The organism is Paenibacillus sp. J22R3 (genome assembly GCF_056269305.1).
The window spans coordinates 456,218-472,660 of the sequence record NZ_JBWDNS010000003.1 but is presented as its reverse complement, the minus strand read 5'-3'; the positions used below and the strand labels follow the sequence as shown (position 1 = coordinate 472,660).

The following is a 16,443-nucleotide window of genomic DNA, read 5'->3' as shown; positions in this document are numbered from 1 at the left end:
TGAAACAAACATGGTGTCGGAGGCTTCACGCTATTTCAGTATTGAACTTCTGAAGTGGTATTTAGCAAATAAACGTGTGTTGCCGTGGCGAATGAATCGCGATCCTTACCGGGTATGGGTTTCGGAGATTATGCTGCAGCAAACGCGAGTGGATACGGTCATTCCGTATTATGAACGGTTTATGGAGAAGTTCCCGACAGCAGCCGCGCTTGCAGAAGCACCGGAGCCTGAGGTGTTGAAAAGTTGGGAAGGGCTCGGTTATTATTCGAGGGCTCGGAATTTGCAGGCTGGGGCACGTGAGGTGCTTAGCCTCTATGGGGGCGTCGTGCCGGATAATAAAGAAGCGGTAGCTGCGCTGCGCGGAGTTGGGCCGTATACGACAGGTGCGATTATGAGCATCGCGTTCAATCGACCGGAGCCGGCAGTGGACGGCAATGTCATGCGCGTGCTGTCTCGCTATTTCTGCCTGGAAGAAGACATTGCGAAGCCGTCTACGCGGATCGGCATCGAGAAGCTGGCGGCATCGCTGATTCCCGAAGGCTCAGCGGGTGACTTCAACCAAGCGCTCATGGAACTGGGAGCGCTTGTGTGCACACCGAAGTCACCGGGCTGTCTGACTTGCCCGGTGATGATGCACTGCGAAGGCAGGATGGCAGGGAAAGAGCATATCCTGCCGATTAAGACCAAGGCAAAGCCGCCGCGGCCGGAAACGCGGCTTGCTGCCATTATTACAGGCAGCGGCGCGCATGAAGGCAAGCTGCTCGTGCGGCAGCGGCCGGAGAGCGGCTTGCTCGCCCAGATGTGGGAGCTGCCGCATGTGCTTGCGCTGCCCGGGGATAGCGGCGGTGCCGCGAAGCGCAAGGGCCGAGGCAAAGCTGCCGCAGCCGCAGCTGCGGCGGAGCTCGAAACCGCAGCGGCTTCCATCGCCGAGGTTCCAGCACCGACCGCCGGTGCAGGCAGCTTGATGAACCGCCACGCGGCCCAAGCCGACTATCTGAGCCGCGTGTTATCGGCGGAGGAAGGCTTGCTTGTCAGGCCGACAAGCTGGTGGGGCGAAACGGAGCATGTGTTCAGCCACATCGTGTGGGACGTGCAGGTATTCCGCGCGGAATTCGGATTCTGGCAGCAGCAAGCTGAGGCTGACGCGAAGGCTGCCACATCAAATGTAACTGATCATCTTGCCGCAGAAACTGCCCCATCATACGGGCTGCCCGAAGGAAAAGCGCCGGCCAACTATCGCTGGATCGGTCCTGAGCAGATGAAGGAGCTTGCGTTCCCGAACGTGTTTTTGCGTATTTTACGCGATTATTGGAATGGTTTGGATTGATTTTCGTAAAGGTCTCGTTCTACAATGATCTATAGGATTGTCCATAGTGATGAGGAGGCTGCTTAAACGTGAGTCAAATGCTGGAACGATTGCAGCAAGAGAAGGTTGTAGCTATTTTTCGTTATATCGAGGATCAATATGCAGACCAGGCGGCCGAAGCGCTGATTAGCGGCGGCATTACCCTGATGGAAATTACGATGAATACCGAAGGTGCTGCCGGGATGATTAACCGTTGGCGCGATAAATACGGCGACCAAGCCGGAATCGGCGCAGGAACCGTTCTTGATCTGGATATGGCGAAGGAAGCCGTAGCAGCTGGCTCCCAGTTTCTGATTTCCCCGAACTTGGATGAGTCAGTCGTGGAATATGGGTATGCAAACGGTGTGCCGGTATGGCCCGGCGTTATGACACCTACAGAAATTGTTCGTGCATGGAAAGCCGGTGCCGAAGCGGTAAAGATCTTCCCGATGGGCACACTCGGCTGGAAATACTTATCCGAAATCCGCGCACCGCTGGACAAAATCCCGATGCTCGCAACGGGCGGCGTCGATCTGGACAACATCGCAGATTACTTCAAAGCCGGTGCATGTGCAGTAGGCATGGGCAGCAAGCTTGTGAATTTGGATTGGGTGCGCAGCGGGCGGTTTGACCTGCTGACGGAGCGTGCGCGTCAGTTTGCTGATGCAGCTAAAGCGCTGTAAACGACCGGTAGCATGAGAATGTAAGCGTGGCAGCCTGCCGCGCTTTTTTTTTTATCACCCAGTCAATTTCTCTGCTGGCCGGTGATAAACTAAAAGGGGTGATTTAAATGGGAAATAATAGGAGTATTATCCAAGTGCTCGCTCCTTCAACCAACGAGGATCAGGAATGGCTGAAAGAGCTTTGGGTAAACGAGTTTGGTGGCGAAACGGTAATCAGCAAAGGAAAGGAACATCATCTCCGGGACGTGGAAGCGGTCATTGCTTGGATGGATGGTGGAAGAGTCGGAGCAGCTACTTATCAACTTGCAGATGATGACTGTGAATTGACGAGCATTAATGCGGTTATCAAAGGCAACGGGATTGGAAGTGAATTGATAGCTGTTGTGGAACAAATCGCAAAGCAGGCTGGTCTTAAACACATTTGGCTCATTACAACCAATGATAATGTAGATGCATTACGGTTTTATCAGAGGCTTGGGTACCGAATAATAGCCTTTCACCCAAACGCAGTTGATGAGGCTAGGAAGCGGAAGCCGGCAATCCCGCTTGAAGGATTTTACGGCATTCCCCTGCATGACGAAATTGAACTTCAGAAAATCATATGAGCGCATGAACCGCCTTTCTCGCGAAGGCGGTTATGGGTCTGAACGGAGGCCGAGGGCAAAAAAAGAGGCCTGCGGCATCTCCGCAGGCACTAGAGAAACATATATTTTAAAAGGGGGGTCATGTCACTTATTATATAGAGCGATTATGAAGAAAAGATGAGGAGAGTATGAAAGAAGTATGAAGGGAATATTACAATTCGATTACGTGCGTCAAAACGAAGCAATCGCTTCATGAAGCTGCTCGGATTGGCTGCGAAACACACCATCTCTCCCATTACTTTTTGCTGTGTAAAGCGCTTTGTCGCAAGTTGCGTATAACGTCTCCAGCTGCGTGTGCTTATTCGGCACTACGGTGAGCACGCCTATGCTAATCGTATAAGGTACCAGCTGACTCTCGCTGAGCGAGTCGTTTAGTGATTGTTTAATTCGTTCGGCAAGTTCAGTGGATTCGGCTTCATTCGTTCCCGGGAGCATTAGCCCAAACTCATCGCCCCCATACCGGACGAACAAATCCTCGCTGCCTAATTGCCGCTTGACCCGTGATGCCAAGTCTTGCAAAACCAGATCGCCTACGTGGTGACCATAGGTATCATTAATGGTTTTGAACCAATCAATGTCGAATAGCAGATAGGAAACAGGTTTCTCCTTCTTCGCATACTGAGCAAGAGCCAGCTTCGCTTGGATTGTAAACGTTCTGCGGTTCAGTGTACCCGTCAAATCATCATAGCTCGCTAACTGGACTAATTCCTGATTGGCTTTCTCCTTCAATAGCAATACAAAAGAAGTACTCCCCAGAACCGTAAGCAGGAATATCCCCAATATCGAAATCAATTGAAAGATACCCGGAACGAAGAAGCTAGCCGATTTCACGGATTGTAAAGCAATTATTCCTCTTGCCAGAAAAATCACAATTGCAATCATATATAGACTGCCGGTAACTCTCATAAGCACAGTTGATCCTCGCTTCAGCAGCCGATAGGAAGGAATTAACAATGCCGCTATGACCCAAGAGATATAGGCAATGCGTATATATTCCTTGTTATGCAGAAGCAGGATCAATTGAAAGCCAATAATACTGCATATAGTAAAGGTCGTTAATCTTTTGTTGGTCTTGAGCCCAATTGGTTTATGAAGATTCAGGAGGGTTACGATTTCAATGGCAGTCCCTACTAATAGAATAGAGTTCGCCAAACTAATGGTTACAAATTCCGGTACGCTGTCTCCTCGAAGCGCCATACTAAACCAAGCCATAATTTGCAAACATTTCGCCAACAGGTAATTTTTGATCGATGCTAAATTCGTACGATCCAGCCAATAGGCGCTAGCAAGTAATAACGCTAATAAATAACCAATTCCAAGCGCAATAATAATCGTGCGTACATCTAAATATAAATTCATGTTGTGCACCTGCTTAAGTAGGAATAGCGATTCCATCTGATTATAACAAATACTGGTGGAGTGTTATACACCTGTCTGGGAAGCTCACTTAAGTTGGCTCCAACATAAAGCGGATTTAATTCTTACAAAATAATTACTCGGTTCCATCAATTTCTACTATTCTCAGCGGAAACTCTCTTAAAAAAACAAAAAGGCCTGCGGCATATCCGCAGGCACAAGAGAAAATATATAATAAAGGGGGGTCATGTGTTTATTATAAGGGCTTAATATGAAAGGAATATGAAGGGAATATTACAATTACATTACAAAGTTAAAAATTGGAGGCTAAGGTGGAGCAAAATCAATACGTTTTGGCATGAGCTCGGTATTGTACCGGGCTTGTGCCTTTTTATTGTGGCTTGTCGGTTTTATCTGATGGGGCTGGCTTTAATAAATTATTTTATGAGTTCCCGCTTATTTTATTATTTGTTGTGCATGGAATAAAACCTTACATTAAATATACAGATCTGATGACCTTTGATAGCGTGGCGGCAGTAGTAATTACTCTCTACCTGCAAGCCAAGCGATAAGAGGAACAGTTAAGCAATGATAGAGATAGATAAAAGGAGAGAATACCAGAATGAATACTGCTCTTGATCATCATGTTCATATCGCAATTGAAAAAGTTGAACGAGAGGCATGGTTTGATTTATTTGCCGCAGCGCCAGACGAATATGTCCGACATTCCAAGAACTCCAGTACGCGTTTGGGTACTAGCGTTGCCCTCTCGGATCCGGGGACGCCAATTTATGAATTCAACCGGGTTCTGGGATTAGGCATCGATAATCCTGCAACCCAAGCAGAATTGGAACTGGCGATTGCATGGATGAATGAACACGCGGCTCCGTCATACGCCTTGCAAATTGCACCGGCTGCGCGTCCTGTTACCTTTGAAGAACAAGTTCAAGCAAATGGATTCAATCGTACCGGGAACGGTCTGGCCAAATTCTACCGGGATGCAAGGCCTGCGGAAAGTCATCCCAAGCCATCTTCAATTGAAGTCAAGCTGATGATGCCGCGTCACGCTGAAGATTTCGGTTATAGCGTGCAGGCAGGGTTCGGCTTGCCTGAGTCAGTTATCCCGTGGTTCTCGGCATTGGTTGGACGACCCAAATGGAACGTTTACGTGGCATACGATGGTCAAATTCCAGTGGGTTGCGGAGCTATGTTTATCGATAATAATTGGGCTTGGTTTGGGATTGATGCAACAGTATCCGAATATCGCGGCAGAGGAGCCCAGAACGCCATCATTAAACGACGGATAACGGATGGGATTGATGCAGGTGTTATTGGATTCACTGCGGAAACCGGACAACCGTCCGAAGGACAAGAGAATCAGAATAAGTCTTATTGCAACTACCAGCGGGCAGGGTTTAAGCGGCAGTACATTCGCCCGAACTATGTAATCAGATAACGAAGCATACCGCTGGGTTTAAATTCAGATAGATTTGATTCGAGAAACGAGGGAAACCAATCGTGAAAAAGATGGCATATACGCCGATAGTCATCGCTCTCTTGCTTGCCGCCTGCAGCAATGCCGGCGGCGGCACTGACGCGCCAGCCAAGGAATTCGCGATTGGCGCAGCATCCGAACCAGTCAAGCTGACATTCGTCACTTATCTTCTGAGTAATCAGTTGAAAACGATCGTGCAGCAGTACGAGTAGCTGCATCCGAGCGTCGACATCAACCTCTTGGCTACGCCGGCGTCCGGGAAGGATCTGGGCGAAGTGCTGGCGTACAGGGATAAGTTCGTGACCGTAACCAATACCACGATGCTCGCTGGTAAAGGCCCTGATTTGGTCGAACTGGACGAGTTGCCCCTGATGGCTGCCGGCACGCTTCAGACGGACTCAGGAACTGCCGTCGCAGTCGAGGCAGAGATGTTGAAGCAACTGAAGAGCAAGCTCGTGAACGCTACAAACTGGGTTAGGACGCCTTCTGACCTCGACAATGTGATCATGTCCGAATCCGAGGCGTTCTTCAGCGGACAGAAGACGGCACAAGCGGTCGCGCAGATCGTGGAGAGCAAGGCGGAATTAATTATGAACGAATAGGTTGACTCCCACTCAACAACGGGCTATTTCATCCGATAACTTCTCCTCATAACCATTTGTTATACCCCGCCTAACATAACGATAGTACAAACAATAGCCATATCATGATACATTATGGCAATTACGATAAGGCATAAATAAAAGCTATAAATTATTTTATTCATGCAGCATTATTTATTTATTTATTTGTTTGGTATGTGAGAGAAACTTACAATTGAAGGTATTGTGTGATAGGGAAGGAGAAGTTATGGTTGATTTTGAATGGTACAGAAGTTTTATTGCCATTTATAAACACAGTTCGGTTTCAGAGGCCGCGAGGACCCGGATTATGACGCAGCCGGCGATGAGCCAGCACCTCGCCTCGCTTGAAGCCAGAGTCGGTGAACAACTGTTCTTTCGAACTTCGCGAAAATTAGTTCCAACTGAACGCGGTAAGCAGCTTTATGCTCATGTTGCACCTCATATTGAGGCATTAGACGAGAGAACGATGGAATTAAAACATAATTTGTCTCCATTAAGGAACACGATTAGAATCGGTACGACACCTGAGTTGTTTGGCGAGATCGTTATGGCTTCTTTGTCCCAAATGGAATGGAATATCGTTTCCTATTTCGGTGATACCGAACAACTATTGGAGCTTCTAAAAGAAGATCGTGTGGATATCATATTAACGCCAAGTAAATTTGTAACGCCTGGCATTGAGTACGTGCGGCTTATGGAGGAGAGCTTTGTCGTTGTTGCCCCTTATGAAACCGTTGTGCCGGATTGTACGCATTTGAAGGATATGGAGAGCTGGCTTTCGGAGCAACGATGGATTAGCTATGGTCTTGAACTCCCTATTATCAGAAAATATTGGAAAGAAATATTCAAAAAAGGACCGCTAATCAATCCAACTCATGTCATCCCGAGCATGCCGTTAATATTAAAAGCGATTGAAGAAGGTGTGGGGATAAGCCTGCTTCCGGTTCATATGCTGAAGGATCACAAGACAACAAAGCCTAGGTGGAAGTTAGTATTTGATCATATGACCATTCATAACGATTTATTGATCGGAATTAAATCCAAGCACAAGCATGTTCTGGCCATCAATGAATTTATTAAATGTTTAAGTAAACATCATAAGAATACTAGTAAAAACAGTAAAGAACTGATTGGAATTGGAGCGACAAATGAGTATGCCCGATTAATCATAGATAGTTACGAGCGTCTGACAGGGAAAATGCTCTTAGACGAGAAGGCGATGCCAGGCGATGAATTCAATCAGCTATACCATGCCCCGCTCGTCGTACTGACTCATGGGCCGGAAGCGGATCCGATTCTGAATTATAGCAATCTCGCCGCACAGGAACTGTGGGAAATGGATTGGAATGCTTTCATGGGCACGCCGTCAAGATGGACGACAGAGCAAGCGGATAGGGAGGAGCGGGATCGCTTATTTACAAATGTAGGTGAGCATGGATTCGTCGATAATTATACGGGAATTCGGATTTCCAGCACGGGCAGAAGATTCTATGTCCAGCAGGCAACGGTGTGGAATCTGATCGACGAAAGTGGTGTGAATCATGGTCAAGCCGCCGCTTTTCGAGAATATCGCTATATTTAACTCCAAGGAGAATGCTGATTGATGGCTAGTAACAGGAAAGAATTGATCGTGGATAATTATGTGAAGGCTTATGAGCAGTTGAGCAAAAGCAGCGGGGTGTTTACATTCGTTCAAGAAGACCGCATTCAGCGTTGCGAGTCCAATATTGCGTTAGGTCCAATTAACAGTGTATTAACCTATAAACGCTCAGAAACCAAAGACCCTATTGACGAAGTTAAAGAAATTGAAGAGGCTTATGCCGCAAAAGGAATGAAGCTCATTTGGTTGACTTATTCCCATGAACCTGATGAACTCGTTGACAATGCTTTGCAGGTTAACAAGTTTCAATCCATAGAAGAGATGACAGGTTTCGGATTATCATTGGATGATTGGACCTCCGATCTATTTATTGATGGATTTGAAGTCCGGCCCGTTCGATCAGAGGCGGAACTTGAATTCTACAGAACAATAGCTTTAGCCGGTTTTGATATCCCTGGTACCATGGCGGAGATTTTTTGTAAAATATTTGTTGATGGGCCCGCTCAGGACAAGTCTTTCCAACACTATGTAGCCTATATGGAAGGTGAACCGGTAACTACCGTTACGACGTTCGAGGCGGATGGGGTTGTGGGAATCTATAATGTCGCAACACCAGCTGCTTATCGTAGAAGAGGCTATGCAAGAACGGCTCTTGCTCATGTATTGCGCGATCTACAACATCAAGCTGTCAAAGAAGTGGTCATTATCGCTACTCCGATGGCAATGAGCGTTTATCCCTCAGTGGGATTTAAGGAAGAATTGACGATTCATCTTTTTGCAAACTAGAAATGTTATAGTTCGAAGAACTACACAGAGATAATGCCTTTGAAGGCGGTCGGCGAAAAACTGATCGCCTTTTTGCATTTGGAAATTTATGAAGTGATTTCTATAAAACATATAATTTATTTTATATTCAACTCATTATTTTGTGATTTGTTGTATGTGAAATTTAATATTACACTAATTATTCAAAATAATTATCAATAATTTGAATAGATAGGAGAATATAAATCAAAAAATAACGAGCGATGGAAGATCACTTCGATTCCGCATTCGAACTGGAGTACTCCGAGAGCCTCTTATTAAAGCTTTTAAGGACGTTCTTCACCGCGAACAAATGATCATAAATACAAAATCTTATTATTAAAATCCATTAATTCGAATAATTGTTCCATCAATAAGCATGTAGCTAGAATTGGAGAAGAGAAATCATGGCTAAATTTTTATTTGCAGTTGTGCCTATTCATGGTCACATCAGTCCCGGATTGCCGATCGCACGTCAATTAGTCGAACTGGGTCATGAGGTGATGTGGTACAGTACCTCGAAATACCAGCAAAAAATTGAAATGACCGGCGCCCGCTTTACTAAGGTGCAGGCGGCGAAGGATTACGATGATAGCCAATTGGAAGACTGGTTTCCCGGAAGAGCTAATTTCTCCGGAATCAATCAACTCAAGTTTGATTTAAAGCATATTTTCACCGATGAAATGATTGGGTACAACGAGGATTTATCAGGAATTCTGAACGACTTCCCTGCCGATGTCGTAATCACGGATTCAGCATTCACGGGGATGCTCCCGATGCAACTGGCTGGCAAGGCTCCGAAAACAGCTGTATACGGAATTCTACCCTTAACGCTGAGCAGTCGCGACGTTGCGCCTTATGGGTTAGGGCTTTCGCCAAATGCAACCGCATTGGGGAGAATTCGCAATCATCTGTTGCGCGGTCTAGTTGAGAAGTTTGTCTTTGGTGACGTACAGAAGCATGTCGATAAGTTAATGTACAGCCTAAGCGTTCCCAAGCTGCCGCATTTTTTAATGAATGCGCCGGCAATGATGAGCGACCTGTTCCTTCAGGGGACAACCGCTTCTTTTGAATACCCACGTAGTGATATTCCTACTAACGTGAAGTTTGTCGGACCATTCTTACCGGCTAGGCAAGGCGAATTCACCCCTCCTTCATGGTGGGAAGAATTAAAGCATCGTACGGTTGTCCATGTGACGCAAGGTACGATCGCTAACGAAAATTTCCATCAGCTGCTTATTCCTACAATTCAAGCATTAGCCGAGGAAGATGTGCTGGTCGTAGCAACTACCGGCGGCAAACCAACGGATAGGCTGAATATCCCGTTACCGAGCAATGTGCGGCTAGAAAGCTTTATTCCGCATCATGAGCTTCTGCCTTATGTAGATGCAATTGTCACGAATGGCGGATACGGCGGTGTACAGATGGCGATTAATTATGGCGTACCTCTCGTCACTGCCGGGAAAACCGAGGATAAACCAGAGGTATGTGCGCGCGTGCATTGGGCAGGCGTGGGGGTTAACTTGAAGACCGGCCAGCCGAACAAAGAACAGATCCTGCATGCAGTAAGGGACGTGCTGAACAAACCACACTACAAAGAAAACGTTTCGCGTTTGTCCAAAGAATTTCAATCCGCTGATGCCATTGGGAAAACAATGAACTACCTCATTCAGCTGGCTGATAACGGCACCTGCGAAGGATAGAGGCGAAGATAGTAGAGGGGCTGGCCACGGTGCAGCTCCTTTTTCGTTTGTTGTAGTAACGGATTCTTGCTTGTCTTTTTTATATGTGTTATATATGTAATATAACAGATGAGTAAACGAAGCAGGTGATGGGGGTACTCCGTAGGGATCTTCAAGGAAATCGTGCTTCAATTGATTGTTCGCGATGTCACTATTCACGTGAAGCGCAGTTGCCATAAGGAGAGATATTCATGTTCATAGAGCTTGATCTGCAATCGGAAACGCCGATTTACGCACAACTGGTTGACCAAATCGTCGAGGGGATCGCCTCAGGTGCCTTGAAACCGGGAGATTCGCTGCCGTCGGTTCGGAGCTTGGCGGAGGATTTAGGGATCAATCTTCATACCGTCAACAAATCCTATAATCTGCTCAAGCAGGAGGGCTTTCTTCAAGTACACCGGAAGAAAGGTGTTATCGTTCAGCCCGACGGGATGCCCGGCGTGACGGAGGCGTTCGAGGAGAAGCTGAAGCAACAGCTGCGGTCACTTGCGGCGGCAGCTGCGGTACGCGGCATGACGGAGGAAACATTCGCGGAGCAGAGCAAGTTGGTTTACCGGGATATTATTACGAATCGCGGAGGGGAACAGCCTTGACACAAGAAGTGATGATCATGATGTCTGGCAGTTATTTGATTCTTGCGCTGATGCTCATCTTACAGGTCTATATCGGCTTACGGACCCTGCTGTTCGGCATCGCTCTGCCGGCAGAGGCCTTGCAGGATGCGACCGTCCGAGGCATTCGCCGGAATTACGTTTTGCTCACCGGCGGTTTGGCGGTCGTCATCGGAGGAGCTTGCTTCTTATGGGTGAATCATCAACCGGCGCGGAGTCTTCTGTGTTGGATAACGGCCATCTTGCTTTTAATCATTGCGTCGGCCGTTGCTATTTGGATTAGCCGGATGTCCGCGCAGCGTTTAAAGACAGCCAGAGGTTGGCAAGTTGTCGTGCCGACGAAGCGCGCAGCAAGCCTCGCAGTCGGACGGACGCATGGCTCGATGCTGAGCTCTTGGTGGTATTCGGCACATATTGTATTGATGGCGCTATGCATTTTCTTTGCCATTGCGAGGTGGGATGAGATTCCGCAATGGTTGCAACTCGGCATTTATTACAAAAATAAATCCGTGCAGACCGTGTTCTTGTTAAACGTTTTGCAAGCGCTGGATATCGTTTTTTTCGTCGGCTATCATCTGATGATTAGTCGCGCAAGGACATCGCTGGATCCCGAGGACCGTGAAGGTTCGCTGCAAAAACAATTGAAGCTCAAGAACATTCATGCGATTCTGGCTTGGGGCGCTTCGCTCCTCATGGTTGTATTTCTAGGAGTGGTGCAAGCCATAATGGTGTACGGTTGGAAGGGAGATCTGCTCTTCCGCTCCGGCATCTCGCTCTGTGCTGCGCTCTCCTTGGCGCTGCTCGGTGTCATGCTTTACTTGCGAATCAAAGGTCTTGATCAGATAAGGGATGTTCCGTCGCTGGAGGAAAGGCACTGGAAGTGGCTTGGCAGCATTTACGTGAACCCTGATGACCCGGCGTGGATCGTTCCGAACATTTACGGTTTCGGCTGGACGATTAATATGGCCAATCCGATCGGAAAGATGCTTGCCGTCGCGACGATAGCCTATCTGACGATCCCCACTCTCATGTTTGTATATTTTATATAACTATAGAATCTCCGGAAGGAGGATTCATCTGATGAAAAAGCGATGGATAGCGGGAGCTGTGCTATCTTGGTGTCTGCTGCTAACCTCCTGTGACGGCAATCAAGCACCTGCAGAGACGCAAAATATAACAGTGGCCCAGCTTACATCCGAAGAAAGCAAGCCAAGTGCTGTTACTACGTATGAAGTAACCCGGAAAGATGCCGAGGAGAAGGCCAATCTCCTCACGACAACTTACGGCACGAACAGCGTGCAGTACGCCATCATCGATCATGGACATATCGTCGTATCCGGCCAAACCGGCAAAAATGATGAGCAGGGACAGAAGCCGCTTACGAAAGACACGATGTACGGCATCGGCTCGACGAGTAAAATGTTTACTGCGGTTGCCGTCATGCAGTTGGTCGACCAAGGGGAAATCGATCTTGATACGCCGATCGTCCAGTATATTCCTGCGTTTACGATGAAGGATGAACGCTACAAGCAGATTACACCGCGCATGCTGCTGAATCATTCTTCCGGACTGAACGGATCGTCGTTTACGGACGCCTTTCTATTCGAAGATAACGATACGTACGCCTACGATACACTGCTGAAGCAACTGTCCGGACAGAGGTTGAAGGCGGACCCTGGCGCTTACTCCGTTTACTGCAATGACGGATTTACGCTGGCCGAGATTCTGGTCGAGCGTGTGAGCGGCATGGACTTTACCTCTTATATTCATCGCTATATTACGCAGCCTTTGGGTATGTCCAATACGGAGACGCCGCTCGACCCGTCGAACGCTGCGAAGATGGCGGGGCTCTACTATCCGACCTATGCCGGACAGCTTCCCAACGAGACGGTCAACCTGATTGGAACGGGGGGCATCTATTCCACGGCGGAAGATATGGCCCGATTCTCGCAGATTTTCATGGGGGAAGCGGAAGAAGTCTTATCTGGTAAATCGATTGCGGCCATGGCGCAAGACGAGTATAAGACGCCGTTGTGGCCCGACGATGCGGATACTGCATTCGAATATGGTCTTGGCTGGGACAGCGTCAATCTGTATCCGTTCGGCGAATACGGGATGAAGGCGCTGACCAAAGGCGGAGACACACAATTCTATCACGCCTCACTCGTCGTGCTTCCCGAGCAGGACATGGCGGCAGCTGTTGTCACTTCCGGCGGGAACAGCACATATGACGAACTTCTGGCGAGCGAAATGCTGCTTCAGGCGCTGAAGGAGAAAGGGACAATTGCCGAATTCAAGGCTGAGAAGACGTACGGCGTGCCTGTACAAGCCGATATGCCGGAGTCCGTACTAAAGTATTCGGGAATTTATGGCTCGTACATTGGAACGATTAACATCGAGATTACCAAAGACGGCGCTATGTCCATCACTTCGGAACAGACGCCAGATAACCCGGCCCAGACCTACATGTATTCGACGGACGGCAAGTTCCGAAGTTCGGATGGGAATACGATGATTAGCTTCGTGACGGAGGAGAACGGCCGCACCTACTTTTGGCTTCGTCAATACGTTTCGTTGCCGAATCTTGGGCAGACAGCTTTGTCTATATATTCCGCAGAGAAACTCCAGCCCCAAGATCTCCCGAGAGAGACAAAGGAAGCATGGAATAAGCGCGACGGCAAAAAGTATTATCTGTTGAACGAAAAGTATACGTCAGTCCTTTATTTGGTTGTTCCTCCGAGCCAATTGAATGTGTCGAAGCAATTGCCGGGATACGTGTTGGATAAGCGAATAACGGGTCCGAATACGGCGGTCTCCGAATTGCAAATTCCGGGTATGAGCGGTCGGGATCTCTCAGATGCAATGTTCTTCATGCAAGGCGACATAGAATATTTGGAGCAAGGTGGAAGAATCTTCGTGAGCGAAGACGCAGTGAAGCCCTTCACCGTCAATGCCGGTAAGAAGTCAATCGTTATGATTCCATCAAACGGATACGCCCAGTGGTATACGATAAGCGAGCAAGACGGAGGCAAGAGCATTAAGGTCAACATGGATTCCCACTCGTCTATCGCCATTTATGATGCGAAGGGAACGTGCATCTACTTCAGTGTCATCGGTGCCAAAGATCAGATCGCGCTGCCTGCAGGAGGAACGATCGTTTTCGTCGGAGACGCAGACACGAAGTTCGAGATTTCCTCGAGTTGATGATCCACTATTAAGGTGGCTTTAGCCACAAATTATCTATAGCAGGAGTGATCGTTATGAACCAAAAGCAGAGTGAATACCGCCTGCTGAACCAGCACGCCCATAAAGGGCAAATCTTATTCGTAGGATCTTCACTAATGGAAGGATTCCCGATTTACGAAATGCAGCTGACATTGAATCTTGGTCTTGATCGCATCATCTATAATCGTGGAATTGGCGGTACGACGACCGCGGACCTGCTGCAATCGATGGATGACTGCATTTTTGATTTAGAGCCAAGCAAGCTCTTTATTAATATCGGCTCGAATGATATCGGAGGCGCCGGGACGGGAGGGTACAGCAAAGACACCTTGCTTGTGAACTACAATAACATTATAGATCAGATTAAAGCACGATTGCCGCTGTGCGAAGTATTCGTGATGGCCTACTATCCCATCAATGCGCAAGCGGACTTCGGACTTGATATCACCGAGAAGAAATCGATCTTTGCCACCCGAACAAACGCCAACCTTCTAGAGGCGAATGAAGCAATCGAACAATTAGCCAAGCAGCATGGAGTTTCTTTTATTAACGTGAACGAAGGCTTAGCAGACGAGAACGGCAACTTGAAGCCGGAATTCTCCGTAGAAGGCATTCATTTATGGCCCAACGCCTACACGGTCATTCTCAATAATTTGAAAAGATATTTATAAACGGTCCGTTTAGGCCGATCCAGGTCAGCTAGGAGCGCAATCGTATCGGTCAGTTTCCAACAAGTTTAGCGCAACCATCGTGCTTGTACATTCGTCAGATACATAGGAGGATGGCAAAGAGGCATTCAAAATTATGGATAAATACGATTTATTGTGGAGGTACAAATGAAGCTGCTGGCATACTTTACTCGTGCGTTATTAACGCTCGCAACACTCGGCGCGCTGCTGTTGCTCGCCATCGCTTTTCTATTCAACGATACCAACGAGTCAGCTATTAAGCTGCTTTCCATTTGGGGCGGATATTCGCTTATCGGAATCGTCCTGATTATCGTGAACGAGATTTTGCTGCGAATTGCTAAAGCGAATCTTTCGTTCCGGAGGATTTACGGTCTTATTTGGGCAGCCATCGCGGTCGTGGGTATTTGCGCTTGGGTGATATCCGCATATTTCTTGAGCTGAATGTGAGAAGTACTATTTATTAGGAGATTCAGTATGGTAAATTGAAAGGGGTTCCAATTGAGCTGAAGCGGAACGGTTTGTGTGAAATTATGCTTGGATAAATGAGGAGGAGCTTCATGAAGAAAATGACTGCATCAGTCGTCGGCGGGGGAGCCGGCGGGCAGCTCAGCATGAATGCCTTACAGAATTCAGAGCATTACGAGTTAGTAGCAATCGCAGATCTTCGGCCGGAAGTATGTGAGAAACTGCAAAAACAATTTCCCGGCATCCGCACTTATTTGGATCATAACGAGATGTTTAACGACTGTCCCACAGATGTCGTATGTGTAAGCACCTTCCCGCCTTCTCATGAGGAAGTGGCGTTGGATGCGCTCAAACTTCCGCTTAAGGGGATTCTCGTGGAGAAGCCCCTTGGACATACGGTGGCATCCGGTCGGCGGATTTTGGACGAAATTAAGAAGCGTGATTTGCCAATGGCTGTGCCGCATGGTCTGCTGGCGAAGAAGACACCTTTGGAAATCATAGAGCGAGTGAAACGCGGAGAGATTGGAGAGCTCAAGCTCGTAGAAATTCAAAATACGAATTGGGATATCATCAATGCCGGTATCCACTGGCTGCATTTCTTCGTGCAATTGACGGGGAATGAACCGATGGACTTTGTCATGGGCATTTGCGAATCGAGCACGCGTACTTATCGTGACGGGATGCAGGTGGAGACAACTGCGGTCACGTATGGGCAAACGCAGAGCGGTGTTCGGGTAGTCATGAATACGGGGGACCATGTGCGTATTAACACCGAGGGAAAAGATACATTATTCCGCCTAATAGGAACTGCGGGACAGATTGAATTCTGGGGCTGGGAGAACGGCTATCACATTCTGAACGCCGAGTTTCCGAAGGGCGAGCTTATTATTCCCGAAGAGCTGGCCGTTACGGGGCATCAGGCACATCTTGAGAATATGGCTCGTAGAATCGAGACCGGGGAGACGGATTATTCGATCCCGGAGAGCTCCTTACTGGCGCTTGAAATTGTGGAAGGTGCGTACATATCCAGCAGACATCGCTGCAAGGTTACGTTCCCCGTAGATGCATTCGAAGCACCGGTTGAACCGGATTGGAAACCGGGGATTGCATACAGTGGGACAGGCGGAGGCCGAGACGGCAGGAAGCTCTAGTGAAGTGACG

General features: G+C 47.9%; 16 protein-coding genes. 15 read left to right on the top strand and 1 reads right to left on the bottom strand.

Translation table 11 applies throughout. The features are described 5' to 3' along the window. Window positions 1–10: 10 nt before the first annotated feature. The 3 genes from mutY to AC0YN4_RS16935 all read left to right on the top strand — a co-directional run bounded on the left by mutY (window position 11) and on the right by AC0YN4_RS16935 (window position 2,633). Window positions 11–1,327 carry an A/G-specific adenine glycosylase gene (gene mutY, locus AC0YN4_RS16945; protein ID WP_475836246.1) on the top strand — a complete coding sequence of 439 codons (1,317 nt, stop codon included), beginning with the start codon at window positions 11–13 and terminating at the stop codon, window positions 1,325–1,327. A gap of 68 nt (window positions 1,328–1,395) precedes the next feature. After that, window positions 1,396–2,028 carry a bifunctional 4-hydroxy-2-oxoglutarate aldolase/2-dehydro-3-deoxy-phosphogluconate aldolase gene (locus AC0YN4_RS16940; RefSeq protein ID WP_475782260.1) on the top strand — a complete coding sequence of 211 codons (633 nt, stop codon included), beginning with the start codon at window positions 1,396–1,398 and terminating at the stop codon, window positions 2,026–2,028. Window positions 2,029–2,135: 107 nt separating this feature from the next. Further along, entirely contained in the window at window positions 2,136–2,633 is a 498-nt protein-coding gene (locus AC0YN4_RS16935) for a GNAT family N-acetyltransferase (protein ID WP_475836245.1), read from the top strand. A gap of 210 nt (window positions 2,634–2,843) precedes the next feature. Here AC0YN4_RS16935 and AC0YN4_RS16930 read toward each other — a convergent pair whose 3' ends face one another. Next, the gene (locus AC0YN4_RS16930) at window positions 2,844–4,031 is read right to left on the bottom strand and encodes a GGDEF domain-containing protein (protein WP_475836244.1); all 1,188 of its coding nucleotides are present in this window, start codon (window positions 4,029–4,031) and stop codon (window positions 2,844–2,846) included. Window positions 4,032–4,650: 619 nt separating this feature from the next. Between AC0YN4_RS16930 and AC0YN4_RS16925 the strand changes: the two genes are divergently transcribed. From AC0YN4_RS16925 to AC0YN4_RS16870, 12 genes are all read left to right on the top strand, one after another. Further along, on the top strand, window positions 4,651–5,484 hold the full coding sequence (locus AC0YN4_RS16925) for a hypothetical protein (protein ID WP_475836243.1): 834 nt from the start codon (window positions 4,651–4,653) through the stop codon (window positions 5,482–5,484). Between the two features lie 62 nt (window positions 5,485–5,546). Continuing rightward, complete coding sequence (locus AC0YN4_RS16920; protein WP_475836242.1) at window positions 5,547–5,735, top strand: hypothetical protein; 189 nt, start codon at window positions 5,547–5,549, stop codon at window positions 5,733–5,735. Between the two features lie 27 nt (window positions 5,736–5,762). Then, window positions 5,763–6,125: a hypothetical protein gene (locus AC0YN4_RS16915; protein ID WP_475836241.1), complete on the top strand. Its 363-nt coding sequence runs from the start codon at window positions 5,763–5,765 to the stop codon at window positions 6,123–6,125. 247 nt (window positions 6,126–6,372) lie between these two features. Beyond that, the gene (locus AC0YN4_RS16910; protein WP_475836240.1) at window positions 6,373–7,728 is read left to right on the top strand and encodes an MEKHLA domain-containing protein; all 1,356 of its coding nucleotides are present in this window, start codon (window positions 6,373–6,375) and stop codon (window positions 7,726–7,728) included. Window positions 7,729–7,749: 21 nt separating this feature from the next. Further along, the gene (locus AC0YN4_RS16905; protein ID WP_475836239.1) at window positions 7,750–8,532 is read left to right on the top strand and encodes a GNAT family N-acetyltransferase; all 783 of its coding nucleotides are present in this window, start codon (window positions 7,750–7,752) and stop codon (window positions 8,530–8,532) included. A 425-nt stretch (window positions 8,533–8,957) separates the two neighbouring features. Further along, window positions 8,958–10,253 (top strand): glycosyltransferase, encoded by a 1,296-nt coding sequence (locus AC0YN4_RS16900; protein WP_475782253.1) that lies wholly within the window; start codon window positions 8,958–8,960, stop codon window positions 10,251–10,253. Window positions 10,254–10,483: 230 nt separating this feature from the next. Continuing rightward, window positions 10,484–10,885, top strand: a complete 402-nt coding sequence (locus AC0YN4_RS16895) for a GntR family transcriptional regulator (protein WP_475836238.1) — start codon at window positions 10,484–10,486, stop codon at window positions 10,883–10,885. Next, window positions 10,882–11,952, top strand: a complete 1,071-nt coding sequence (locus AC0YN4_RS16890; protein ID WP_475836237.1) for a DUF5808 domain-containing protein — start codon at window positions 10,882–10,884, stop codon at window positions 11,950–11,952. The genes AC0YN4_RS16895 and AC0YN4_RS16890 overlap by 4 nt, the downstream gene beginning before the upstream one ends. Window positions 11,953–11,983: 31 nt before the next feature. Further along, window positions 11,984–14,107: a serine hydrolase domain-containing protein gene (locus AC0YN4_RS16885; RefSeq protein WP_475836236.1), complete on the top strand. Its 2,124-nt coding sequence runs from the start codon at window positions 11,984–11,986 to the stop codon at window positions 14,105–14,107. Between the two features lie 56 nt (window positions 14,108–14,163). Further along, the gene (locus AC0YN4_RS16880) at window positions 14,164–14,799 is read left to right on the top strand and encodes a GDSL-type esterase/lipase family protein (protein ID WP_475836235.1); all 636 of its coding nucleotides are present in this window, start codon (window positions 14,164–14,166) and stop codon (window positions 14,797–14,799) included. Window positions 14,800–14,952: 153 nt separating this feature from the next. After that, complete coding sequence (locus tag AC0YN4_RS16875) at window positions 14,953–15,258, top strand: hypothetical protein (RefSeq protein WP_475836234.1); 306 nt, start codon at window positions 14,953–14,955, stop codon at window positions 15,256–15,258. 116 nt (window positions 15,259–15,374) lie between these two features. Next, window positions 15,375–16,433 carry a Gfo/Idh/MocA family protein gene (locus tag AC0YN4_RS16870; RefSeq protein WP_475836233.1) on the top strand — a complete coding sequence of 353 codons (1,059 nt, stop codon included), beginning with the start codon at window positions 15,375–15,377 and terminating at the stop codon, window positions 16,431–16,433. The last annotated feature ends 10 nt before the right edge of the window (window positions 16,434–16,443 follow it).